Below are 26,005 nucleotides of genomic sequence, written 5' to 3'. Positions count from 1 at the left end.
ATTAAAAAATTAGCGTTCTAAAATCATAGCAGAAGCGCCACCACCTCCATTACAAATAGCTGCAGCGCCAAGTTTAGCATTATTTTGCTTCATAATATTTATGAGCGTGATAAGAATTCTAACGCCAGAACAACCTAAGGGATGACCTAAGGAAACAGCGCCTCCGTGTATATTAACCTTTTTACTATCCAGACCTAGAAGTTTTGTATTTGCAATTCCAACAACAGAGAAAGCTTCATTAAACTCAAAATACTCTATATCTTCTTTTTTAAGATTAGCTTTTTTAAGAGCAATAGGTAAAGCTTTTGCCGGCGCAGTCGTAAAACGTTCAGGTTCTTGAGCTGCATCTGCATAGCTTTTTATGGTCGCTAAGATTTCAAGTCCAAGCTCTTCAGCTTTTTCTTTAGTCATTAACACAACAGCTCCAGCACCGTCATTTATTGTAGAAGAATTGGCTGCAGTTGCCGTACCATCTTTACTGAAAGCAGGTCTTAGTTTACTTATTTTATCAAGTTTAATATTTTTAAATTCTTCATCTTCCTTCATGATGACAGGTTCACCACGGCGTTGAGGAATTTCGACAGGAACTACTTCATCATCAAATTTACCTTGTTTCCATGCATCTGCACTTCTTCTGTATGATTCCTTTGCGAATTCATCCTGTTCTTCTCTGGAAATTCCGTGCTCTGTAGCACAAAGGTCTGCACAAGTTCCCATGGCATTATTATCATATGCATCTACAAGGCCATCGCGTTGTAATCCATCCACCATTTGAGCTGGTCCGAATTTTTGACCGTTTCTTAGATGAAGGTAATGAGGAATCATACTCATGTTTTCCATACCACCGGCAACAATAATTTCTGCATCACCTGCAGCAATCGCCTGTGCAGCTTGTGATACAGCTTTCATTCCACTAGCACAAACTTTGTTGATAGTTGTACATGGGACAGTATCTGGAATTCCAGCTCCCATAGCTGCCTGTCTTGCAGGTGCCTGACCATTATTGGCTTGTACCACATTTCCCATAAGTACTTCATCAACAAGCTCTGGTTTTAGATTGATTTTTGAAAGTGCACCTTTTATAGCGATTTCTCCTAGCTTAGTTGCAGGAATTGAAGCTAAGCTCCCAAGAAAACTCCCAATAGGTGTTCTTGCAGCGCTTACTATAACAATATCTTTAGACATAAATTTGAAATTTTTATTTGAGCGAATTTAAGAATTTTAACTCAATCGTATGAGTTTAAACTACACGTTAAATATTTTTTGTGAAGACACACTTCTTGATGCCTCTTGAATTGATTATCACCAAAACTATTAAATTCTGATAGAGACTCGCACCATTTAATTTTATATTTTTGAACAACATTTAGATATGAAAAACCTTCTAGACAAACTTTACAGAAATCAATCTATCATCTTTAAGTTTTTTCTTTTAGCTATAAGCGTATTTCTCATTGTTTATTTCTTCCCTACAGGTGGCCAATTCAAATATGAGATTATCAAAGGAAAGCCATGGCAATATGAAAACCTTTATGCTCCTTTTGATTTTGCGATTCTAAAATCTGATGAAGAGATCGCTGCAGAGAAGTCAAGAATAAGAAAAACTCATATTCCATATTTCAAATACGACGTTTCTACTGCTGAAAATGTAAAAAATAATTGGCAGGAAAAACTTGATGGTTCCCAGGATTCTCTCGTAAACACCAATCAAAAAGTTGCTGAATTCATTTCGAAAACTGTTGATGAGGTTTATCAGAATGGTATACGAATTCAAGATGGAGAGGAAAACAACTATTCTATTATATTTCTTATCAAGAATAAACAAGTTGAAGAGTTGTTATATAAAGATCTGCTTACCCAACAAGACTTGAAACCTTATCTGATTTCTAATATTGAAGGGAATTATTTATCAAATTTAAAAAATGAGCTTTTAGAAATATTTTTTGAAGTTTTAGAAGTTAATGTCCAGTATGATGAGGAGCTTAATCAAAAGCAGATTCAATCTAAATTTGACCAAATCTCCTATACCAGAGGACGGGTGACCAAGGGCAGTAAAATAATTGCTAAAGGAGAAATTATAGAGGGAGAAAAGTTGAGAATGTTGAATTCTCTAAAATACGAGTACGAGTCACAGAGTTTAGAGTCTTCTGCGTTTGTAGTAGTGATCACTGGATATACGTGTCTTGTAGGACTTTCTTTGTTGATGTTGCTGTTGTTTATAAGACAATACAGACCAGATATTTACGACAATAACAATAAAATTACCTTCATATTTTTTAATATTCTGTTTCTTGTCTTCCTTACTTTATTGGTGCTAAGACTGGATACAGATTACGTTTACGTAGTTCCATTGTGTATTCTGCCATTGACTTTGAAGGCCTTCTTCGATGCACGACTCGGTCTATTTACGCACATGATCACTGTCTTGATTCTGGGCCTTATCGTACCTGATAGCTATGAGTACATGTTCTTACAAATTATAGCTGGTATAGTTACTATTTTGACAGTTTCAGAATTGTATAAAAGAGCTAATTTATTTATATCTGTTGTTCAGATTACGTTGGTTTATATTTTCGCTTACTTCGCCTTTAACATGATCAAAGAGGGTAGTATTGCTGAAATTAATTACAATAATTTCATTTACTTTTTATTGAGCGGAGTTGGACTTCTTTTTGTTCAGCCTTTTATCTACGCCCATGAAAAGATTTTTGGTTTAATTTCAGATTTATCCCTTTTAGAACTTTCGGATACCAATTCCAAATTGCTAAAAGAACTGGCTAATGTAGCTCCAGGAACTTTTCACCATTCTTTGAATGTGGCCAACCTTGCAGAAGCTGCCGCCAATGAAATAGGGGCCAATTCGTTACTCATTCGCGTTGGTGCTCTATATCATGATATTGGTAAAATGAAAAACCCTATCTATTTTACTGAAAACCAAACTACTTCCGTTTCTCCTCATGATGAATTATCACCAAGAGAAAGCGCAGAAGTGATCATCAATCATAGGTTAGAAGGAATTGAAATTGCAAAACGAAGAAATCTTCCAGATAGAATTATTGATTTTATAAGGACTCATCATGGAACTACCACAGTTTATTATTTCTATGCGAAGCAAAAAGAAGAAGATGAGGGAGAGGATATAAATAAAAAAGACTTCAGATATCCAGGCCCAATTCCTTTCAGTAAGGAAACGGCAATTTTGATGATGTGCGACTCTGTAGAGGCTGCAAGTAAGTCACTTAAAGAGCCAAATACTCAGTTAATTGATGATTTCGTTGAAAAAATTATCAATAAACAAATTCAAGAAGATCAATTTATAAATGCCAATATTACCTTCAAAGAAATTCAATCTATTAAAAAGATTTTGAAGGCCAAATTGAATAATATTTATCACCTCAGAATTGAATATCCAGACTAATATGAAGCCTATCGTTATTGCAATAGACGGCCATTCTTCTACAGGAAAAAGCACCGTTGCCAAAAGACTTGCCAAACAACTTGAGTATAAATACGTTGATACTGGTGCAATGTATAGAGCAGTTACCCTCTTTGCGATGAGAAATAACTGGATACAAGAGGGGAGTGTTGATGAAGCCAAATTAATTGAAAACTTATCTGCTGTAGAAATTAATTTCGAATATAATCCAGAATCAGGGACTAATGATGTGATCTTAAACGATGAAAACGTTGAGAAGCAAATTAGAGCCATGGAAGTTTCAGGAAATGTCAGTTCTGTTGCCAAAATTGATGAAGTGAGAGAAAAACTAGTTCAAATTCAAAAGCAACTTGGTGAAGAAAAAGGAATCGTTATGGATGGCAGAGACATTGGTAGTGTAGTATTTCCTGAGGCAGAACTTAAAATTTTCATGACTGCCAGTGCTGACATTAGAGCTCAGCGTCGCTACAATGAATTGAAAGAAAAAGGTGAGAATATAAATTTTGAAGAAGTCTTAAAAAACGTTCAGCACCGAGATGATATCGATTCCAATCGTAAAAACTCCCCGCTTATCCAATCGGAAGACGCTATAAAAATTGATAACAGTAATTTATCACAGGAAGAACAGTTTGAAAAGATTTTGAATCTGGCTAAAGAGAGAATAAAATCTGCTTAATTCATTTTCAAAATTAAATCAATCAAGCGATTGCTATAACCTCTTTCGTTGTCGTACCAACCAATCAATTTGATCAAATTTCCACCGATGACAGAGGTCATTTCAGCATCAAACACACAGGAATAAGGATTACCTACTATATCAATACTGACCAAAGGCAACTCAGAGTATTCCAAAATTCCTTTCAAATGAGTTTCTGAAGCTTTCTTAAAAAGCGCATTTACCTCTTCGATAGTAGTTGAAGTCTTTACATTTAAAGTCATATCCGTTAATGAGCCATTGGGAACAGGAACTCGAATTCCGCAACCTCCAATAACCTCACTTAAGTCTGGAAAAATTTTCGTCAGTGCTTTAGCAGCACCTGTCGTTGTTGGGATGATGGATTGTGAAGCTGCTCTTGCGCGTCTTAAATCCCGATGAGGTTTATCATGCAAGCTTTGGTCTGAAGTGTAGGAGTGAACCGTAGTGATATATGCCTGTTCCACTTCGAAAGCATCATGAATTACTTTCAGCATTGGAGCTGCATTGTTGGTGGTACAGGAGGCATTGGAAACCATAAGATCATCTTTTTCTAGAACCCAGTCATTTACTCCCAAAACCACCATTTTCACAGAATCATCACTAGGAGGAACACTCAAAATCACTTTTTTGGCTCCTGCTTCAAGATGATGTTGTAATTCAGTCTTGGTTTTAAATTGACCTGTACATTCCACAAGTGTTTCTACATCAAATTTGCCCCAATTTAAGTCCTCAAGCCTTGGAACATTGACTAATGGAAATATTTTCCCTTCCACCAGAATGCCTTCGTCATTAAAACTGACTTCAAAAGGAAATTGACCGTGAACGCTATCGTACTTTAATAAATGCGATAATGTTCTTGCATCCGATAAATCGTTGATAGCAACGATTTCAATTTGTGGGTGCTGATATAACAAACGAAAAAGGCTTCGACCGATACGACCAAAGCCATTAATTCCTACTCTTATTTTTTTACTCATTCTTATTCAAGATGTTTGTGAGCTTTGTAAGAAGATCTCACAAGTGCTGAACTCTCTACGTGTCTGAAACCTAATTCTTTTCCGATGGTTTCATATTTTTTAAATTGTTCTGGAGTAATAAATTCTTGTACTGGCAAATGTTGTTTACTTGGTTGTAAGTATTGACCTATAGTTACTACATCTACATCAACGCTTCTCAAATCCTTTAGAGTTTGAATCACTTCTTCCTCTTTTTCACCAAGTCCAAGCATGATTCCAGATTTAGTTCTTTTGATGCCCTGAGCTTTAAGATATCTTAAAACCTCCAGACTTTTATCGTATTTAGCTTGAATTCTTACTTCTCTAGTCAAACGTCTTACTGTTTCAATGTTATGAGAAACAACTTCAGGGGCTACTTCAATAATTCTATCAATGTTTCTGGTATTTCCTTGAAAATCAGGAATAAGAGTTTCTAGAGTAGTAGTAGGATTCATCCTCCTTATGGCATTAACTGTTTCAGCCCAAATTATAGATCCCATATCTTTAAGGTCATCTCTGTCTACAGAAGTCACTACAGCATGCTTCACCCCCATGATCTTTATAGATCTCGCTACTTTTTCTGGCTCATCCCATTCAACATCTTCTGGTCTGCCGGTTTTTACTCCACAAAATCCACAAGAACGTGTACACACATTTCCCAAAATCATAAAAGTCGCTGTACCTTCTCCCCAGCATTCTCCCATGTTTGGACAGCTTCCAGAGGTGCATATAGTATGCAGATCATACTTATCTACAAGCTTTCTTAAGTTTCTATATTTCTTACCCGTAGGCAATTTTACACGCAACCATTTTGGTTTTCCAGTTCTGGTTGTGGTTTTATTTTCGGTAGTCGTTTTATCTTTCTCTAATACTGCAGTCTCCATAGTTTACAATTTTATACAAATGTAAGAAATAAAGAATAGTTTAGCTTTGGATTGTGGTCCTCTTGCCTATAAAATTAGAAACTCTAAGACAAATTTAACCTAGGTTGATTTTTTCCTAATATCTCTGATTTTTTCTTCTGAATTTGCCATAGATAGACGAAAGAGGTGGAACAGTTTAGTCTAAACTCATTAGTAATTTTTATGATCAAAGTACTGAAAAATATATCATTAGGAAATGGCTAAAACTGCCCAGCATCACAAAAACATGCCAGATAACATGGTTATATAAAATTGAATTTTTGACATAAAAATAAATACCTATGGTATAAAAAAAGCCCCCAAGGACAAGCATTGAAAGCTCAAGTAATGAGAAATTTTCAACTACAGAAAAACCATCAAAAATGATAAGCCAGCCCATAAGAAGATAGAGTAGGAGCGATATTTTTTCAAATTTTCCCGTAAAAAAAAGTTTTAGAATTGTGCCTGAAACCGCAATACCCCATACGGCATAAAAAAGCAAATCTCCATGGCTATTTTTCAAAAGCGTAAGCACTACGGGACTGTAGGTTCCAGCAATAAGGAAGTAAATGCTAATGTGATCCAGAACTCTCAATCTTCGTTTTAATCTACCTTCTGGAACGTAATGATAACTTGTAGATGCGGCATAAAGTAAAACCAAAGACAAAGCATAAAGAACAATCCCTAGTGTAAGGTAGTTATCATTAAAATCGATGGTAAAAAATAATATACTAGTACCAATACAAGCCAATAACAATCCAATTCCATGGGTAAGCGTATTCCAGAATTCTTCTTTTTGGGTCTGTAAAACTTCCATTCTAAGTTATGAGTCTTTGATTTTGCAAAGCTAACCCAATAAGTGATTTCATTAAAACCTCTATAGAAAATCATATGGAGATTCTTATAAAGATGACACCAACAAAACTTTTATTCAGTCTAGTGTCTAGTAAGTGAAACAACCACAACGGTCTCTTCTGAAACGCTCCTTTGCCCTGAAATTGATCATAAACGAATGGATTCCACCATTGTATCGAGCAAAAGTTGTGATAGAAGTATCATAAGAATATCCCGCCATGATCTGGTCGGTTATCCTTAAACCAATAAACGCTCCAGCTGTTACATTATGCTCATAGTTGGCACTCGCGTAAATTTTATCTTTCCAGTCCAGGTTAAAAGAAACCAGGGCACTGTAGGGAGCACCGTTAGCAACTCTAGCAAGGACAGTTGGTTGCAGATAGACTTCACGTTCTAGTTCAAATCTGTAACCAGTAGTTAAGTAATAATTTGGTGTTGTGTTCGCTAATGTGTTTCTAAATTCATCTATATAGCTGGTCGTTAAAAAATTCGGAATGGATACACCTACAAAAAAGTTTTCTCTGTGTAAAAAAATTCCTGTTCCAAAAATTAAACTAGTTCTCGACAAATCGCCAAATGGATTACCAAACTCACTTGGATCTTCGATGGATAGTAATGAGTAATCTATGGCATAATTATTTACTCCAAGTTTTATTCCTGCAGATAATAGCCAGTTTTGAGAGAGTCTTAAGTGATAAGCTATATTTCCAACCACTCTATTTTCTGTACTCGCTCCAATTTTGTCACTCATAATATCAAATCCAGCTCCAAGGTTTGTGAGTCCTATTCTATCGTGGCCTGTCAAAATTAGTGTTTCTGGAGCCCCATCGAAACCAACCCACTGCGAGGTGTAAAATCCTGTAGCGCTATACCCATCAGAACTTCCCGCATAGGCAGGATTATAAATTAGAGGTGCGAATACAAAATTTGATAATTTTACGTCTGTTTGAGCTTTGGCAAAAAAACCAAGACTCACACAAAGCAGGAGTGTTATGTTTTTTAGAAAGTTCATCATCTGTTATTATTATCTATTTGTACAAAACCTTTCTTGGTGTCATTCTTACACGGTGACTTGTAATTCAATATGTAGAAATAAGTTCCAGTGGGTAAAAAGTTTGCTTGACTTATTGTCCCTCCCACATTTGAGGCTCCTCTAAATGTATTGTCAGTATTATTATAGCTAGTTGTTTCCCATACTAATTTGCCATAGCGGTTGTAGATTTTCATTTCATTTTCAGGAAAGGATTCAATGTTGATAACATTTAGTTTTTCATTTAAACCATTTCCATTGACGGTGATAAAATTGTTGACATCTATAATGCCTTCAATGATGTTAACCTCAACTTCGAGGACATTACTGCTTAAACAATTGAGGTCGGCATCAAAGTTTCTGGCATACAATATTGTGCTCTCAGCAATAAGGTAATCTGGCGCGAGGGCTATTTCATCTGCTGGTGATAAGTACCATTTGATATCCATGCCAGAGACATTAAGATCACTTAAACTGGGTTGGTCTTCAATACAAAACTCTTGGTAGGCTTCTCCAGTTGGAGGGTCTATTTCATTGATAAAATCCTGTTCTATTTCAATTTCCAAAATCTCCATGCACCCATTATCATCCATAACTTCAATATCATAGGTGCCAGGAGCAAGTTGATCAAATAGAAAAGTTGAATTATCAGAACCGACAGAACCGAAATTGGAGGTGTAAGGAGGGATTCCGCCTTCAATAAATAAGGTTATAGTTCCGTCATCAATTCCAAAACAATTAGCTTGAGTAGTTTGAAAATTAACTTGCAACTGAGTTGGCTCGTTAATCTCTACATCTAGATTAACAGTGCAATTACTTGCATCTGTGACTACAAGAGAATAAACACCCTCGTCAAGATTGCTAAGGCTAGGCTCTGAACTGGTGAATCCATTTGGACCCGACCATTGATAATCGTAAGAGCCATTTGGAAGTAAACGACCACCTTCAATTACTACATCCACAAAACCGTCCTCGGCCCCAAAACAACTTATGTTTTCGAACGTATGGTTCATTGCTAAAGCATCAACACCTTCTATTTCAACATCAATTGATATTTCACAATTGTATTTATCGGTAACATTTGCAGTATAAGCCCCTGGTGGCAACTGACTCAATTCTTTGCCGGTTGCTCCATTGCTCCACTCTACATTGTAAGGAGCAGTCCCTCCTTCAATGTTTAGTGAAATTTGTCCATCTTCACCAAAGGCACAAGTCTCATCTTGCGAGCTAACCTCAATTTTGATGGGGTCTGGCATGATCAATTCTACATCTTTTGAAGCTATACAAGTAAGGTTATCATATACATCAACACTGTAGGAGCCAGGACCAACACCTGTAAGATTCTTTTCTGTTGAAATGACTTGATTTACAGCATTCTTCCATTCGTATTGATAAGTAAATTCGTTTGGCCCCGTTTGCAATGGTGTTCCTCCTTCTACAGAAATATTGATGAATCCATTAAATTCATCTCCAACAGCTTTGGAAGTTTCGTTTTTTGGAATACTAATTTCATCTGTACAGACTATAGCTGTCTTTTCGAGTACTTCAATGCTTATGGGGTCTGGTTCAGTTATCTCAAAGCCTTCCGTTATTGAACAATTATTTTGATCTGTTGCAATGACTGTATAGTAACCGGCGCCGATATTTTCTAAATCTTGTGTTGTAGCAACCAGCATCCCGTCTTTTAGCCAGGAGTAAGAGTAGCTTCCAGTACCTCCGGATAAGGAAATAAGAATTTTACCGGTAAATTCTCCATGGCATTGGATGTTTAGTACGGCATCTTCCGTGACGATAAGTTCATCAGGTGCTTCGATTGCATAGTTGAATTCATTCACACATCCAAATCCATCAGTGATTTCAAGGGTATAAATTCCTTGCTTTAAATTGAAAATATCTTCTTGATTGGAACTGAAACCGTCTGGACCACTCCAGTTAAATATGTAAGACTGTGTATTTGATATTGGAATTCCACCTTCAGGACTTATTTGAATACTTCCATCGTTGGCATCTGCACAACTGGTTTGGTTTCCGTTATAATCTGAAATCACAGCATTGTCAATCACCTCAGAAGAGACCGTTATAGTAAATTCAATTGTGCTTTGTCCACAAGGATCTCCACTAAAACTACTTTCGGACGTTACAGTAATGACAGCCGTTTGTGTTACACCAGTTGTATTCGTTGCAGTGAAGACTGGTATATTTCCAGCTCCATTAGCTGCAAGTCCTATTTCAGGATTTGAGTTTGTCCATTCATAAGATGTAACCATTGTAGGAGCAGTTGTTGAAAAATTAATTCCACTAATTTCATCTCCTCTACACACCTCAATATCTTCAACTGGATTTATTTCAGCAAAAGGAACTACCGTCAAAGTTGCAGGGTCAGAAACCACTGGTCCACAGCTTGAATTATCAAAACTTACCACTGCATAATAGAATTGCTCACCAGCTACATCAGTTGGAGGTAGAAATGTAGGTTGGTTGGCGCCAGTGATAGCTGTACCACCAGTGTTACTACTTTCATCGTTTTCAAACCATTGATAAGTCGGTGTTCCAAGGCTAAAGTTTAAATTAACCGATAATAAATTCGGTGTTGCATTCAGACATAATTCTTCCGACTGTGGTTGCTGATTGATTACTGGTTGTGGTTCAACTCTTATTCTTGCTGGAACACTTACAGTTTCACATCCTGCGGCCTCTTGAGAAATAACAACATAATAAAATAATATTCCTTCCTGATCCGTTGGAGGGGTGAAGCTAGAATTAGTTTCATCAGGAATTTCAGTACCAGTTGTCGCGTCTGCTGTAGTATTTACATACCATTGATAATTGAATTGTCCAACCCCACCAGAAACTTCAACGTTTAATTCGTTTGCAGGTGCATCAAGACACAGTTCTTGATTATCCAGTGGTTGAACATCGATAACAGGATCTTCTATAACCTCAACTTCAGAAACCTGACTAATCACATCTCCACATTGATCTCCTTCCGGACTTACGACTACGTAAAAGAAATAAGTACCTGGAATATCAAAAGCGGGTGGTAGGTAAGTAGCATCTGTAGCTCCAGGAATTTCTGTTCCCCCGGCATTTGTTGGTGTTGTATTTCTAAACCACTGGTAAGTTGTTGAGGTGGATTCGCCACTTTCTAAACTTACGCCTAAAGGTGATATCTGTCCACCTTCACAAATCGTTTGAAAAGATTGTGGTTCTTCCTGAATAAGACCAGAGCTTTCAACAATAACTTCCACTGTAAAAGGATCTCCAACACAATTTCCAGATCGAGGAGTCACTGTATAAGTTAGGGTTGCAATATTTTCTGATGTATTTGTAACATTCTGACTGATTTCCGTTTGTGGAGTTGTCTTTGCAGCACCACCAGTAATTGCTCCTGCAGGAACACTTACAGGTTCTGTCCAGGTATAGGTAGTATTTACAGGTACGGTATTACTACCAGAATTATCCGGTAAAACCGAAAAGGTTCCTCCAGTACAAATGTTTTCAGTAATATCTTCAATAAATGGTTTAGGTTCAACAGTAACTTCTATTAAAAACGGCTCTCCAAAACACCCGTCATGTTCTGGTGTAACCTCATAAGTAACAACTACCTCTTCGCTGCTGTTGCTTACGAGCGTTTGAGAAACTTCAGATTGTGGTGGTGTCCCATCTGTTATTCCAGAAATTGTTCCTGGTATGGATACTGTGGGTACGTCCCAGGTATATAGAGTTCCTGCAGGCACTCGGTTTGGTAGAATATCTTCTGGAGTAATATTAAAATTCTCACCACTACATATATTTATTGAGTTATCTCCTACAAAAGGTTCTGGCTTTACAACCAAAGTAAGTGTGAATGGTTCTCCTTCGCATCCGTCCACATCTGGTGTTATTGTGTAGGTGACCGTAGCCGTTTCACTGGAAATGTTTGTTAGTTGTTGATCAATAGAAGTGGTAGGTATAGATTCTGCAGTCGCTCCTGTAATTGATCCTGCAGGATTCACAACTGGGAGGTCCCATTTATAAGTAGTTCCTAGCGGAATTTGATTTCCAGAAAAATTTTCATCTGGAACAATTGATAAACTTTCATCACTGCAAACTTCAAGAGTGATGTCTTGAATGACAGGCTCATCATCAAAATTGACAGTCAATGTGAAGGGTTTACCCTCACAACCATCAAGTATTGGGGTGACGGTGTAAACTAAAGATGCAGCATTGGTTGTTAAATTTTCTATAGGTTGAGCTATACTTGTTTGAGGTGTTGTTTCTGCAAAACCACCTACTATAGCTCCAGGAGGATTGCTCACAGGATTATTCCAAATATATGTCGTTCCGGCTGGTACAAAGTTTCCGCCACCCGAGGTTGGCGTGTAATCAAAAACATTTCCATTACACAAATCTATCGTTGTATCAATAATGATAGGAGCAGGATTAATTGTGATGGTGAATGTCTCTGAGACTCCTTCACAACTTGTGCTACCAGAATTAACAAATGGTGTGACTGTGACTGTAGCAATTATTGGAAATTCAGTTAAATTTTCTGCTGTAAAACTCGGTAGATTACCAGTTCCTGAAAGTGGGGTTAATCCAATATTGGTGTCAATCTCCCATTCAAAATTAGTCGTATTAGAAGTATTAGGCGAACTAAAAATAATTTCAGAAACTTCTTCAGTATTACAAAACTCTAAATCTGGAAGAGGATCAACTTCCCCTAATGGTAATACTTCCAGATCCACAGTATCCGAATTAGCTTCGCATGAGCCTAAAGGATCATCTGTAGTAATGATAAGTGTAATTGTTCCAGTAAAACCAACTGGGGGTGTGAATTCCGTATTTGGATTTGTTGGATCTGTAAATGTACCGCCTACAGATGATGTCCATGTGATGTTAGACGCTGTTCCTCCAAAACTCCCATTGAGGTTAATACTGCTATTCACACAAATAGGCTCATAACTTCCAGCATCTACTTCAGGACCTGGTGAAATGGTAACGGTATGAGTATCGATAGGTTCAGAACAAAGCGTTCCAGAATTATCAGGAGTCAGTGTAAACGTAATATCACCCACATAGCCAGTTGGCGGAGTATAGGTTGGATCTAAAGCACTTGCATCTGGACTGAAAGTTCCCCCAGCCACACCTGCTGTCCAATTCCCAATCCCTGTTCCTCCAGATATGGTCCCATTCAATAAAATTTCTCCATCCACACAGACCTCAGTGGGGCCATTAGCTTCAATATATACTGGAGGAAGGACCTCAATAGTTCCTGTTTTTGTAGTTGGTCCACAATCGTTTGTTACAGTAAGGGTGTAATTATAAATTCCTGGAGTATCGTACGAAATAGATGGATTAGGGTCATTTGAACCTGCAATGGATGCTGCTGAAGACGATGAAAAATCCCATGAATAAGTAGTTCCAACGGTAGTATAACAATCGTAAACCGTCGGGTCAATTGTAAAAAATTCATCCTGACAAACGATTAAATCAGGAACTTCAGCTTTAGGTCTATCTTTAATGGTGACTATTTCTTCATAGACATCCTCTTTACATTCTTCTCCAGGCAGAATATCTTCAATAAATAACTCAAGTCTGATGGTGTAAATTCCAGGAGCATCAAATTGAAATTCAGGTTCTTCATCTCCTGGTCCAGTCCCATTGGCAAAACTCCAGCTTGGAGTCTCTGCAGGGCAATCCGGATTTGTAGCTGTAACAGTCCACTCATATTTTTTAGTTATATCACAACCATCGGCTTGTGAAGTGTTGTCTGTAGTTACAATAAGATTTTCTTCGAAACAAGCTTCAGTTTCATTTAAAGTAAATTCCGCAATAACTTCTGGTATGATGCATATTTCTTTTGTAATTCTGCTTTCACCACAATTATTTCTTGTTACTAATGTGATATCATAATACCCAGGAGTATCGAAAATGACACCTAAATCTTCTGAACCGTTGGTCCAGGAAAACCAGTCGGTGGCATTTCCATTATCACTACCCAATTGGCCTCCGGCAATATTGGTACCTGCAGCAGGTGTAATTTCCCAGTATCTGCCATAATCACCGCTACACCCATTTTGAGTAGTATTTGTTCCACCGACGGATGTGTCGGTAAAAGTTACTAACGAATTTACACAAGCTATATCAGCCGGAACATTGAAATCAGCTTGAGTAGGTTCTGACACACGAATTGGACCAGTAGCTGTGGCATTCCCTTTTAGATTACAAGGATTGGTAGCATTAACTGTAATCGCAAATGAATCTGTAAATGTATTTAAACCCACTCCAGAAGTGACATTACAAGAAGTCTTTGCGAATGTATGGGTAAACGTTTCCGAAATTGGTACGCCAATAGGATAGTTATCAGAGTTAAGTATTATCGGAGCAGAACCATCACTTATTTCAATTGTATAAGTAGTGCCGGGAACATTGTTTCCAGTTGTTACAGTAAAAGTATAAGGATCTGGAAAACAATTTTCTTCACTGCTAAGACTTACCGAAATAGTCGGGGGACCAGTTCCAACAAATACCTTGAAATCACTTGTGTTGGTTGTTCCATTTGGAAAAATAACAGAATAAGTGAGAGTGAATAAACCAGAGCTGTAAGTATGATCTTCAACTTGATTACTAGTGCTTCCATCGCCCCAATCTAAAAGAAATGATGTGCCAGCTGGATAAGAGGATTCATCCGGATCTTCAAATTGAAATGTTCCATTGTTTGATAAATCATTACTACATCTTAAAAAAGTAGTAGTTCCGTTTTGTATTACACGGTCATATCCTCCTAAACCTAGAGTGTTTTTAATTTCTAAGTCTGGAGTATTAAAGGTAGATGAAGTCTGATCTGTAAAAATTTCAAAAAAAGATGTGACAGCTTTTTTATTCTTTGCAGGTTGTGTAAACTTTTTTTCACTAATGCCAGAATCAGCAAAAGCGATATCATTATTGATTTCGGATATAGAATTAGATGTAGTGAAAACAGCTAATCCAATCAATAAAGAACATCCAATAAGAAATAGAGTGAGTAGTTTTGTTTTCATTAGCTGCAGTTTTCACAAGTTATCTACGAGGGATGAATTTTTAAGGTTTACTTAAAACCCGCAAATGACGTGTAGAACTTAAACTACAATAATAGAAACAATAATTAATATATTAAAGCAATATTAATGAAATTAATAAGTATGAATAATTAAATTGGTTTAAAATAGACTTTAATTAATTGAAGATCAAATGATTAAATCAAATGTTAAAAAAGCAAATTAAAAATAAAAAAAGCAATTATAACACATTGAAATAAAAAAATAAAGGATTTTGTAAGAATATTATAGTCAGAAGTCAATTACCACTCGTTGTTTTCTTTGGTGATGTAACGGAAGAGGTTTGAATTCAAATTATTTATAAAAGCAGTAATTATCGAGCGACTTTCTAATAAATCTTTTTTGATGACATCATCTTTGATCAGATCTACATCACTTATAATCCTATATTCCGTGTAATATTTATAATACAATGCTCTTACTTCAAATCTGTATTTTTGATCTCTAAGAGAAATTTTGATATCATACTTCAAGTCCGTTGGTAAATTTTTTATTTTCAAGAATCTTAATGATTTCCCTGAAATTAAAAATGAATCTTCAGAAAACTTGGAATCTAGAAGTGTAGACTCATTGAAATAACTGTTTATCCAACTTCTCAAATCATCTTCAAGCTGAACTTTACCTTTACCTTTTACTTCGACCACAATAGCTTTTGAGAAATTATAATTTTCAAAATCGAACTTTGGCAAATCTTTAGTTTGACTAGATAAATTGAATGATATAAAAATTGCTACAACTAGTAAATAGATTTTTGCCATAAATTTTAATTCTTTAAAATGTAAATTTAATCATATATGTTGTAAGTGGTGCAGATATTAATTATTAGATAATTATTTAACGCCTGTGAATCTTGTGACATAAGCTTTTCCTTTGTGAAAATTGCCTTCAGTTAAGTCGATTTCTAGTTCTTCTCCATGGCTTTCAGTCAACTCATTAAAATCATTTTTAATAGATGCTAAGTCGTACAGTAATTCTTTATTCTTGGGACCACCTGACTTATATTGTCCTTCCAACTGTTGAGGATGAAAAGCTTCTAAAATGATTTTTCCTCCAGACTTCAAAGACTTGATAGCATTTTTATGAAGTTTTATTCTCATCTCCGGATTCAGATGCGCGTAAATTAATACGATAAGATCATATTTTCCATCTTCAAACTTATAATCTTCTATTTTACTTAAATCATAAGTAATTGAAACCTGCTTTGATTTACATAGTTTTAATGCCTTTTCTTTTCCAGCTTCAGAAAAGTCAAAAGCATCTACTTGCCAGTCTTTTTCAGCTAAATAACAAGCATTTCTTCCTTCACCTTCCAGAGGCAAAAGAGCACTTCCTTTTTCATTTATTTTAGCTAGTTCGAACTTTAAAAATGAATTTGGCTCAATGCCATATACAAATTCCTCCATTCCAAACCTTTCATTCCAAAACTCTTTCATAACATTTGATTTTCAAAACAATAAAAACCCTGAACTTAATCAGGGTTTAAATATTAAATTGGATAAAACTTTATTTATAATTTTTCATTTCTGTTTTGAGATCATTTTTACCAGAAATCATTTCAAAAGAAGTATTTTTTATTCGTTCAAGTTCTAAAGCATACACTAAAGCTTGAGCAACATCTTCTCTAGAAATTTGACCCATTTTCTTCAGTTTTTTGGCAACTTCTACCTTTTCAGTGCCTTTTTCATTTGTAAGTCCGCCAGGCTGAACAATAGTGTAAACCATATTAGATTCTCTTAAGAAATCGTCTGCTGCTTTCTTAGATTTTAAATAAGTCTCTAAACCTTCAACTTTACTTGGTGCATCAGTTCCCATTGAACTAAGCATAACAAATTTCTGTAATTTGTGAGCCTTAGCAAGTTCTACAGCTCTAATCGCTCCTTTTTGGTCCACAGCAGTTGTTTTTTCTTCGCTTGCTCCTCCACCAGCGCCAGCAGCAAAAATAACTTTGTCCATTCCTTTAAAAGCATCAGAAAAATCTTGTTCTAGATCTCCGATTCTTGTCTCAATTCCCCGGTTTTCAAAAAAAGGTTTTTGAACCTCTTTTCTGATCATAGCGAACGGTTTAAAGTCTGTGGAATCTCTCAATATTTTTGATATGATTCTACCTGTGGAACCATTGGCGCCTATAACTAATATATTTTGCATGATATGTTTATTTATTTTTTTTACAAAAATATAGCTTCAAGAGCTCTTTTTATTTAAAATGCCTTTAAATCATATTTTAATTAAGTTAAATACTATTAAATATTTAAATATAATAAGGTACTTCAATAATAAGAAGCTTTGAATTGGCTTTGATGTTTATTTTGATTTTATCAGTTTCAGTAATTCCTATTGCATCACGTTTTGACAACTTAAATTCACCTATCTCAACTTCGCCCTCCAATAAGAAAAGATAAACACCATTTTCTTTGTTTTTCAATTGATAAGTTTCTGCGGTATGTGTATCAAATTCACCTATATGAAACCAAGCATCTTGATAAATCCAAATGCCATCATCATCTTTATTTGGGGATAAAATCTGTTGAAATTTATTTTTAATGCTTGAAGTGTCAATAGAGATTTGATCATATCTCGGAGTGACGTTCTGTTGATTTGGAACGATCCAGATTTGAAGAAAATTGACGGAATGTTTATCACTGTAATTAAACTCGCTGTGTTGAATTCCTGTCCCTGCACTCATCACTTGGATGTCGCCAGCTTTTATAATAGTTTCCCTTCCAGTATCATCTTTGTGTTTGAGATCTCCCTCCAACGGAATAGAAACGATTTCCATGTTTTGATGTCCATGCGTCCCAAAACCCATGCTAGGCGCAACGATATCATCATTTAACACCCGCAGAACTCCAAAATTCATACGTTCAGGGTTAAAATACCCTGCAAAACTAAAACTATGATGAGAATCTAACCAGCCATGGTTGGCGTGGCCTCGGCTATTGGCTGTATGTAAAACTGCTTTCATTATTTTTTGAGCTAAATTACAGGACTCAATCAAGCAAGACTTTAAAATAAATGATAAAATTTTTAACGCTAGTGGATTTCATCCGTATTGACTTCTGAACATAACATTAAGTATTTTTATTTAAGTTAAATATTTCAATTATGAGACCTCACAAGTTTGAAAACCTGTGAGGTAAATCTATTCAAGCTTGAAAATCAATGCTTGTATTACTTCGGACTTCTTTAATGTATAAGTCTATTGGTATAAATAGATTTGAATTTTAAAATAGCAAAAAGCTTTGATAATGTGATTTATAACAACTCAGCGACTAAAACGTCCACTCAAAGATTTCTGTTAATTTGGATTATAGTACGATTATTTCGAATTAGTCGAGTTATTTAAGACAACAAAGCCCACAACTATCAATTGTGGGCTTTGTTGTTTTTTGTTTATCAAATTTACTTAAACTTCTGACTTTGATTATTAACCATAAATAAAGCGTTGACGAAAAATAGTTTTCCATTTTCCCAGAAGGAACGGAACATCACATCATCTACCATGTAGATTATACTGCCTCTTCCCATACGTTGTTCACCAAAAACCAGAGATTTCGATATTTTTTCTGAAGCTTTTTCTCCTACAAAGCCACTTAAACGCTTAGAGGAATCATCAAAGTAAGCTACATTAAAACCTTTTTTGAGATATTGATAGGCTGTAGAACTTGTTTTCAGAGATTGATAATTCTCGTCATAACCAAAGCCAAGGGGATGGGTGTTGTCCACTTTAGTTTTAAAAATAGCTCCTGTAATATTATCCTTGGTGCGTTCTTCTTCTCGCTTCGCGTAAGGAATGAGATTCATTTCAGTTGTGTCTTTTTCTACTTTCACTTTTTCTAAGCCAAAATCTTTTTTGCCTTCAAAAGTGGAAAGCGCACTGCCTATAGCTATCACTTTTCCTCCACTTTTCATCCAGGTGGATATAGTTTCCAGATCTTTTTTATCTAACACTGAAACATAGTTTCCGTTGGGAAGCACCAGCACATCATAATCTTTGAAATCTACTTTTTTGAAATCGTCTGTAGAAATAGAAATGATGGGATAATTCAATTCCTGCTCAAAGAAATACCACAGTGAACCGTAGCTCAGCGATGAAGTTCCTTTTCCTCTCAAAACGGCGATGCGCTGAGGATGAATTTTCTTAACATCTGGTGATCCAAAATCAGTTCCAGAATCTGAAAAACCAGTAGTAGTTGATTTTAAATCTATTTTTAATTCATTGGCAGTCTCCACCATCAGGGAATCAAATTCTGGCTGTTGATTGTTGGTTTTTGTGATGATTAAACTTCCACGGCCGTATGACTTACCCTCAATTTTGAAAGGTTTTGTAGTAGCTCGCACATCGATACCATGTTCTAAAAGCTTAGCGAGAAATTTTGCATTAGTCATACTCTTCCACGGAGCGATATAACCAACGGTATCCTCATTAACCTTCAGGTCTTGAGAAGCTTTTTTCTCTTGTTTTGAATCGACTTTTCCACTTACGGTATACACATCAACTCCGTGGGCGAGGCCCAAATTCCAGGAGGTGATGTCATAGGTGAGGGGAGTGCTTAATTCTGGATCTGCCTCAAATAAAACTTTAAGCATTTTAGCCTTTGGCTGATTGGCAGGTAAAACTAGAGCATTTTCAGATTCAAAGTTCATTTTGGCATTGCTATACATGTTTTTGCCTTTCAAAGACTTATCTGTCGCAAAAGTGTATCTATACTCATGCCGATCAAAAAGTTCAGCTAAAATCTTCAGTTTTTGTTCATCCCCAGCCAGGACGTAATAATCAAAGTCAGGAGAATGTTTGAAGTATTTCTTAAACTCCGAATTTAATTCTGTGGCATTTTCCGAAGAAATTTCAACCGTAGAAAGTCCGCTTATCACATGGTGTTTTACCCGATCTAAGAGGGTGAGTTCATAATCTTCGTCGGTGTTGATGCCAAGTCCAGCTCTGCCGTTTCCTGCTTGCTCGTAGGTCATGCCAATGGCGCCGTTGTAGGTTGGATAGGTGTCGCCATAACTGGGATAGAATAGGTCGAATCGTTCTCGGGTGAAGTAAGACCAGGCATTTTCGTCGAAAGCCTCTGCATTGTTTTTCCCGATTTTAGTTTGGAATTCTTTTTGAAAATCGGTGATTACTTCATGAAAAGGTTCGGCTGCTGGCGCAAAGTAGTAAGGGGAGTTGATGCCCTGCTCATGAAAATCTACATGCACGTGAGGCATCCATTGATTGTAGAGTTTTAGACGCTGTTGAGTCTCTACTTGTGTTGCCCACATCCAGTCACGATTGAGGTCAAAAAGGTAATGATTTGGTCTTCCTCCAGGCCATGGCTCATTGTGTTCTACAGCATCTTGAAATGACGAATAGGGTGACGCTTTGACTTGATTGTACCAGTTGACGTAGCGATCACGTCCATCCGGATTTATGCTGGGATCTATTATGACGACTGTATTCTTTAGTATACCTTTACGTTTAGTGATAAGCTCATAAGCAGTGACCATAGCTGCTTCGGTACTGGAAGCTTCGTTACCGTGAACATTATAACTTAACCAAACTACAGCGATATTTGAAGAGGCATCACCATCAATTATTCCCGTTTGTTTAAGGTGATTGGTTCTTAAATTCTCTAGATTTTTCAAATTTTCTTCTGAAGAAACTACTGCATAGCTTAATATTCTACGTTCGTTGGTTTTACCATAAGAAGAAAAATTTAGGTTTGGGCTACTTTCTGATAAGTGATTGAAATAGTTAAGAACCTCATGATGACGAGTAAATTCTGTACCAATTTTATATCCCAAATATTCATCTGGCGATAAAATTGAGTTTTGAGCCTGATTAATTCCAAAAAAGCAAAAAACTAGTAGAAAAGTAAGATTGAATTTCATGTGAATAGAGTTTGCTGTAAATTTAACAGAAAACTCTATACAACTCTATAGATTTAATTTTTATTGAATCACTTATTTTTTAATCCGGCCTGTTTTACTTTCATTTTCTTCATTTCAGTCTTGTGATAATCTACAGGACTTCCAAAAGCCATCTGAAATGCGTGTTTTGCAGATTTTGCCTTGGTCATGTCCTTGAAAAGCGCAATCCATTCGTGAAATACTAACATAAAAGGATTGTAAGTGTCTATTGGTTTAGTTATGCCATAAACTGGTTTCTCGACTTCCTCCTCAAAAGTTCCGAAAATCCTGTCCCAAATAATAAGAGTAGATCCGTAATTTTTATCGAGATACTTTTCGTTTTTGGAATGATGAACCCTGTGGTGAGAAGGTGTAGTAAAAATATATTCAATTGGTTTAGGTAATTTTTTGATGTATTCTGTATGGATCCAAAATTGATAAAGAACTTCTAATTGGTGAATAACTAAAAATACAAAAGGATGGAATCCCATTAAAATCACTGGAAGAAAGAATATGATTTTCAAATTCTGCGTCCATGATAATCTGAAAGAAGTTGAGAGGTTGTAATATTCTGAATTGTGATGAACAACATGCGTAGACCACCAAAAACGTTGCTCATGAGCTATTCTGTGCGACCAGTATCTTACAAAATCTAGCGCAATAAAGCAAAGTATAAACGACCACCAGGTCATAGGAATGTAAAAAGGAGTGATGTTGTAGAAAAACAAAAAGAAAGCAAAAACTCCCAACTTCATCACACCATTAAGAAGAATGTTAACCACTCCAATAAAAGTTGAGGCTAAAAAATCTTTTCCTTCGTAAAGTTTTTTATTCTGTTTATAACTAAAATAGGATTCTAGAGCAACCAATGAAAACATTACAGGCGCAGCAATCCAAATAATGGTTGTAAAATCTAAATTTGCAACATCTTCTAAACTCAATTTTACCTTCTCCATGTATTATTTTTTTTACAAACATAATTAATGAAAGGCATTATCAATAAGTTTTATATCTATTTTACCAGCATTGGCTCAATATTTACAAATGTTTAGTTTTGGGAAAATGTAGCTTATGATTACTTACTGCTGAGCTCAGGAAGCGCTTCTATTAATTTGTTAATCTCAAGGTCTAATTCCTTATTATAAGTCACAAGATCTTTTTTAGTTTTGATTTTGGACTTTTCTATACGTAATGCAGAATCAGATAAAGAATTGGCTCCGAGATTCAGTGCAGTGCCTTTTACTTTATGTGCAAGCTTTTTAAGCTGATCTTCGTTTTCGATTTCTCTTAAATTTTCCAAAGCTTCAACTAGAGATTCATTGGCGAGATTAATAAGCTCATCAAAAAACTTTTCATTATGGCCTATCATTGCCATAACTTGATTTTTATTGAAAATTTCATCCTTACTTTCATCTGCACTTGTTTTGTCATCAAAGTATGAACTTTCAACAAGTTGATTTTTATCAGGGCTATATTTTAAGATTACATTTCTTAAAGACTCCTGCAAGATGGGTTTTGAAATATAATCGTTCATTCCAGCTTCAATACATTTTTCCTTTGTTCCTACTACGGTTCCAGCTGTAATGGCAATTATAGGAGTTGTTCTTCCCTTCTTCTCTTTCCTGATGGCTTCTGCTAGTTCATAACCATTCATGTTAGGCATTTGAATGTCGGAAAAAACAATGTCCGGGGTGTGTTTTTTAAATAACTTGAGGGCTTTAAGGCCATCTTCCGCTTCATATATATTCACCTTGGAATAAATATTTGTTAAGTAGGACTTAATCAACTCCATGTTGATAAGGTTGTCTTCTGCGATAAGAAATTTCAATCCTTCAGTTTCTTCAATAGTTTTTATTTTTTTACTATCCGAGTATAAATCGCTTTGCGGTTTATCTTCATTGGTCATAACTCTCAATAAATCGATTTTCTTTATTGGCTTAACTATTAAATGTTCAAAGCATCTTTTCAATTTTATCTCTTCAGCTCTATCATTTGCATTTGATTTTTTAAGTAGTATGAAACGTACATTTTTAGACTTGGTGTTCGTTTTTAATCTTGAAGTTAAACTACAAGAGAGCTCAAGAGAATCTTCTTGGTTTACAAAAATAACTTGAGGGGATAGTTCTACAAGTCTTTTTGATGCAGTTTCAAGGTCATTTGCGTAGTGAAGCTTCAGGTTGTAACCACCATAATGGCTTCTGATGGTCCCAAAATGTTCTGAAAACGAAGAGACTACCAAAATATCTCTTACGTCTTCAATAGTTTGAGTTTGTGTTTTTGGATTCTTTTCTGAACGTAAAGAAATCTCGAAATAGAAATTACTCCCTTGCCCAATTTCACTTTTCAATCTTAGCTTGCTATCCATCAAGTTTAAGATCTTATCTGAAATAGCTAAACCTAATCCAGTACCACCATATTTTTTGGTTATAGAAGTGTCTTCTTGTATAAATGCATTAAAAATTTTCTTCTGATTTTCTTTGGCTATTCCAACTCCAGTATCTTCGACCGAAAACACAAGATTTGCAAGATCATCTACATTGTTTTTACAAGATATCTTGAATTTCACAGAACCTTCTTTTGTAAATTTTATGGCATTGTTCAATAGATTGATTAGAATTTGTTTAAACCTCACTCCATCAACCCATACATAATCTGGTACTTTGTCATCAACTACGAGAATTAATTCCAGGCCTTTTTTGTGTGCTTCATATTTTATAAGATCTACAACCTCCTCTGCAATCTTTAATAAATTCGTTTTATCGGTATCTAGTTGTAATTTTCCAGATTCAATTTTAGAAAAATCTAAAACATCATTAATCAAGTCTAATAGAATATTGGCAGATTGGAAAACTGTCTTCATGTATTGATGTTGAACATCATTAAGCGGAGTTTTCATCAGCAAATCAGAGAATCCAATGACACCATTGAGCGGTGTCCTTATCTCATGACTCATATTTGCCACAAATTCTGACTTAGCCTGACTTGCTTTGATGGCTTCAGTTTCAGAATTTTTCAATCTTTTCTCTATTTTTTTCTGTTCTGTAACATCTTGTAATGTAGAGATGACAATTCTATTTCCTTTTTTATCAAAGTGAATAAGGCCGTTAATGACGACAGTGATCAAGTCACCAGACTTGGTCTTCAGGACTTTCTCAATAGGTCCTATTCTATTTAAATTCTTTAGATTTTCTATGGACTTGCTATCCTTGGATGTGATTGTCTTCTCGGGAGTTATTGTCCAAATGCTCATTCCAAGAATTTCGTCCTCAGTATATCCAACCATGTCCTGCATGGCTTTGTTAATATCAAGAAACTTACCCGATGTAAATTCAGTAATAACAATACCGACAGGGGAGAGTTCAAAGATATTTTTGAATTGCAGAACATTTTGTTTGAGATCTTTTTCCAGCATTTTCTTGTCAGAAATATCCTGATGAGTTCCAAACATCCATTCTGGTTGACCATCTTCTGTCCAGGAGATAACTTTTCCTTTGTCGAGTATCCAAACCCAATGGCCTTCTTTATGTTTAAGTCTTAATTCAAACTTGTAAAAATCTGTATTTCCTTGGAAATGGTCTTCCAGAGCTAAATTGCTATTCTTAAGATCTTCGGGGTGAGTTCTATCGTTCCAGGCCGATATAGAGTTATTTAATGGTATATCATGTGTAGAATATCCCAACATTTCTACAAATCGGTTATTGAATTTAGCTTCTCCTGTTTGTACATTCCATTCCCAAGTACCAAGATTGGTGGCGTTGATTATATTATTGAGTCTTTCTCTTTCTTGTTTGAGTTTCTCTTTATTTTTTTTTGATTCTGTGATGTCTTGAAAAGAGCCATAAACACTCACGCACTCTCCGTCTATAATTTCAGGTTTTATATTGATAAGAGCCCAAAGTGGTCTTTTTTTGGCTGTTAAGATTTCAAATTCACCAGTGTACGATGTATTGAAGTGAATACTTTCCAAAACCTTTTCGGTGATCAATTCTATACTTTTACCATCTTTAAAAAAAACTTTAGCCTCTTCAAGACTCGGCTGAATGTTACTATCTATTTCAGCAATTTTTTTCAGGATAGGAGTCCAGAATAATTCTCCCTTTTTCACATCATACCTCCATCCACCGACTCTAGCTAAACTCTCAGCTTCTTTGAATAAGTTGTTGATTAGCTTTAGTTTTTTTTCAGTTTTCTTTCGATCACTCACTTCCCGGACATCACATAGAATTTCATTATTGCGATTTTCTCTTTTTATCACATTCACATTCATGTTAAACCATCTTTGAACGCCATCAGTAGTAAGATCGTATTCTATTGGTATGCTAGAGTTGTAGAGTGTACTGGCTTTAACAGCCATTTTTATTTTAGACGCTATTTTATTAATAGATGTTATTTCATCAATATGCTTTCCAATAAGATCTTCCTTTTCAACCAGTAAATTTTCTTCGTCTCGATAGAATTCGATGAAATTGAGATCTGAATCAAGAAGAAAAACTAAATCTCCTGTATTGTTTAATAGTGTTTGAAATCTGCCTTTACCGTCCGAGATGCTTTTGTTAAGCTCTTCAAGTTCCAGTTTCTCTTTGTGAGAAATGATTTTATCCATCGCTTCATCAGAAAGATCTTTAAGAATATTTTTTTGAGTTTGACTAAGTTTTCTTGGTTCAGGATCTAATACGCACAAAGTACCAATGACTATGCCTTCAGGATCTACAATAGATTTACCTGCATAAAAATTAATATTATTAGTTTGTAGATACTTAACTTTTTTATCCTTTGCATCTAGTTTTGATATATCACTAATTACTTGAAGTTCATTTGGACTTTCAATAGTGATTTGACACATAGAATCCTCTTCTGATATATCGTCTAAATCAAAATTATAGCTTGATTTTATCCAGAATCTTTTTTTGTTAATTGTGCTCAATGTAGCATGGGAGCAATCGCAAACCTTGGCGGCCATTTCGACCAATCTATCAAAACCCCTGTCTTGACCAGAATCTAAAATTCTATATCGATCTACTGAATCCAGCTTTTTCTTATCCATGAAAATAGTATAGAATCTTAAATTTAAGATATTTATTAAAACAAACAGTTATATATAAGTAGAAAAGGCAATTAA

General features: G+C 35.6%; 15 protein-coding genes. 2 read left to right on the top strand and 13 right to left on the bottom strand.

The features are described from left to right. Window positions 1-9: 9 nt before the first annotated feature. A complete protein-coding gene (locus tag LB449_RS10395) occupies window positions 10-1,185 on the bottom strand; it encodes an acetyl-CoA C-acyltransferase (RefSeq protein WP_224455040.1) in 1,176 nt (391 codons plus the stop codon). 187 nt (window positions 1,186-1,372) lie between these two features. On the opposite strand from LB449_RS10395, the gene LB449_RS10390 reads away from it, so the two are divergent. After that, window positions 1,373-3,418 carry an HD family phosphohydrolase gene (locus tag LB449_RS10390; protein WP_224455039.1) on the top strand — a complete coding sequence of 682 codons (2,046 nt, stop codon included), beginning with the start codon at window positions 1,373-1,375 and terminating at the stop codon, window positions 3,416-3,418. A 1-nt stretch (window position 3,419) separates the two neighbouring features. Next, on the top strand, window positions 3,420-4,112 hold the full coding sequence (gene cmk / locus LB449_RS10385; protein WP_224455038.1) for a (d)CMP kinase: 693 nt from the start codon (window positions 3,420-3,422) through the stop codon (window positions 4,110-4,112). On the opposite strand, the gene gap is transcribed toward cmk, so the two are convergent. The 12 genes from gap to LB449_RS10325 form a co-directional block, all read right to left on the bottom strand. After that, window positions 4,109-5,110 carry a type I glyceraldehyde-3-phosphate dehydrogenase gene (gene gap, locus LB449_RS10380; RefSeq protein ID WP_224455037.1) on the bottom strand — a complete coding sequence of 334 codons (1,002 nt, stop codon included), beginning with the start codon at window positions 5,108-5,110 and terminating at the stop codon, window positions 4,109-4,111. The genes cmk and gap overlap by 4 nt on opposite strands. 2 nt (window positions 5,111-5,112) lie before the next feature. Beyond that, window positions 5,113-6,012 carry a lipoyl synthase gene (lipA, locus tag LB449_RS10375; protein ID WP_224455036.1) on the bottom strand — a complete coding sequence of 300 codons (900 nt, stop codon included), beginning with the start codon at window positions 6,010-6,012 and terminating at the stop codon, window positions 5,113-5,115. 205 nt (window positions 6,013-6,217) lie between these two features. Beyond that, window positions 6,218-6,847, bottom strand: a complete 630-nt coding sequence (gene trhA / locus LB449_RS10370) for a PAQR family membrane homeostasis protein TrhA (RefSeq protein WP_224455035.1) — start codon at window positions 6,845-6,847, stop codon at window positions 6,218-6,220. Between the two features lie 126 nt (window positions 6,848-6,973). Further along, window positions 6,974-7,900 carry a PorP/SprF family type IX secretion system membrane protein gene (locus LB449_RS10365; RefSeq protein WP_224455034.1) on the bottom strand — a complete coding sequence of 309 codons (927 nt, stop codon included), beginning with the start codon at window positions 7,898-7,900 and terminating at the stop codon, window positions 6,974-6,976. Next, window positions 7,897-14,937 carry a PKD-like domain-containing protein gene (locus LB449_RS10360; protein ID WP_224455033.1) on the bottom strand — a complete coding sequence of 2,347 codons (7,041 nt, stop codon included), beginning with the start codon at window positions 14,935-14,937 and terminating at the stop codon, window positions 7,897-7,899. Before LB449_RS10360 ends, LB449_RS10365 begins: the two co-directional genes overlap by 4 nt. 299 nt (window positions 14,938-15,236) lie before the next feature. Further along, a complete protein-coding gene (locus LB449_RS10355; protein ID WP_224455032.1) occupies window positions 15,237-15,752 on the bottom strand; it encodes a DUF4468 domain-containing protein in 516 nt (171 codons plus the stop codon). 72 nt (window positions 15,753-15,824) lie between these two features. Then, complete coding sequence (locus LB449_RS10350) at window positions 15,825-16,427, bottom strand: class I SAM-dependent methyltransferase (protein WP_224455031.1); 603 nt, start codon at window positions 16,425-16,427, stop codon at window positions 15,825-15,827. 70 nt (window positions 16,428-16,497) lie between these two features. Next, entirely contained in the window at window positions 16,498-17,139 is a 642-nt protein-coding gene (locus tag LB449_RS10345; RefSeq protein WP_224455030.1) for an SDR family oxidoreductase, read from the bottom strand. Window positions 17,140-17,242: 103 nt separating this feature from the next. Then, window positions 17,243-17,956 carry a pirin family protein gene (locus LB449_RS10340; protein WP_224455029.1) on the bottom strand — a complete coding sequence of 238 codons (714 nt, stop codon included), beginning with the start codon at window positions 17,954-17,956 and terminating at the stop codon, window positions 17,243-17,245. A gap of 437 nt (window positions 17,957-18,393) precedes the next feature. Further along, on the bottom strand, window positions 18,394-20,868 hold the full coding sequence (locus tag LB449_RS10335) for a M14 family metallopeptidase (protein WP_224455028.1): 2,475 nt from the start codon (window positions 20,866-20,868) through the stop codon (window positions 18,394-18,396). A gap of 68 nt (window positions 20,869-20,936) precedes the next feature. After that, window positions 20,937-21,842, bottom strand: coding sequence for a sterol desaturase family protein (locus LB449_RS10330; RefSeq protein ID WP_224455027.1), 906 nt, complete (start codon window positions 21,840-21,842; stop codon window positions 20,937-20,939). A 119-nt stretch (window positions 21,843-21,961) separates the two neighbouring features. Next, entirely contained in the window at window positions 21,962-25,930 is a 3,969-nt protein-coding gene (locus LB449_RS10325; protein ID WP_224455026.1) for a PAS domain S-box protein, read from the bottom strand. Window positions 25,931-26,005: the final 75 nt, after the last annotated feature.

Origin of the sequence: Psychroflexus lacisalsi (assembly GCF_020164495.1) — a bacterium.
Lineage (GTDB): Bacteria > Bacteroidota > Bacteroidia > Flavobacteriales > Flavobacteriaceae > Psychroflexus > Psychroflexus lacisalsi.
This window is presented reverse-complemented; position numbering and strand designations above follow the sequence as displayed.

Bases quoted from the DNA above. Each gene is read 5' to 3' on its own strand.
- LB449_RS10395 (WP_224455040.1), bottom strand. From the start codon at position 1,185: ATGTCTAAAGATATTGTTATAGTAAGCGCTGCAAGAACACCTATTGGG.
- LB449_RS10390 (WP_224455039.1), top strand. From the start codon at position 1,373: ATGAAAAACCTTCTAGACAAACTTTACAGAAATCAATCTATCATCTTT.
- cmk (WP_224455038.1), top strand. From the start codon at position 3,420: ATGAAGCCTATCGTTATTGCAATAGACGGCCATTCTTCTACAGGAAAA.
- gap (WP_224455037.1), bottom strand. From the start codon at position 5,110: ATGAGTAAAAAAATAAGAGTAGGAATTAATGGCTTTGGTCGTATCGGT.
- lipA (WP_224455036.1), bottom strand. From the start codon at position 6,012: ATGGAGACTGCAGTATTAGAGAAAGATAAAACGACTACCGAAAATAAA.
- trhA (WP_224455035.1), bottom strand. From the start codon at position 6,847: ATGGAAGTTTTACAGACCCAAAAAGAAGAATTCTGGAATACGCTTACC.
- LB449_RS10365 (WP_224455034.1), bottom strand. From the start codon at position 7,900: ATGATGAACTTTCTAAAAAACATAACACTCCTGCTTTGTGTGAGTCTT.
- LB449_RS10360 (WP_224455033.1), bottom strand. From the start codon at position 14,937: ATGAAAACAAAACTACTCACTCTATTTCTTATTGGATGTTCTTTATTG.
- LB449_RS10355 (WP_224455032.1), bottom strand. From the start codon at position 15,752: ATGGCAAAAATCTATTTACTAGTTGTAGCAATTTTTATATCATTCAAT.
- LB449_RS10350 (WP_224455031.1), bottom strand. From the start codon at position 16,427: ATGAAAGAGTTTTGGAATGAAAGGTTTGGAATGGAGGAATTTGTATAT.
- LB449_RS10345 (WP_224455030.1), bottom strand. From the start codon at position 17,139: ATGCAAAATATATTAGTTATAGGCGCCAATGGTTCCACAGGTAGAATC.
- LB449_RS10340 (WP_224455029.1), bottom strand. From the start codon at position 17,956: ATGAAAGCAGTTTTACATACAGCCAATAGCCGAGGCCACGCCAACCAT.
- LB449_RS10335 (WP_224455028.1), bottom strand. From the start codon at position 20,868: ATGAAATTCAATCTTACTTTTCTACTAGTTTTTTGCTTTTTTGGAATT.
- LB449_RS10330 (WP_224455027.1), bottom strand. From the start codon at position 21,842: ATGGAGAAGGTAAAATTGAGTTTAGAAGATGTTGCAAATTTAGATTTT.
- LB449_RS10325 (WP_224455026.1), bottom strand. From the start codon at position 25,930: ATGGATAAGAAAAAGCTGGATTCAGTAGATCGATATAGAATTTTAGAT.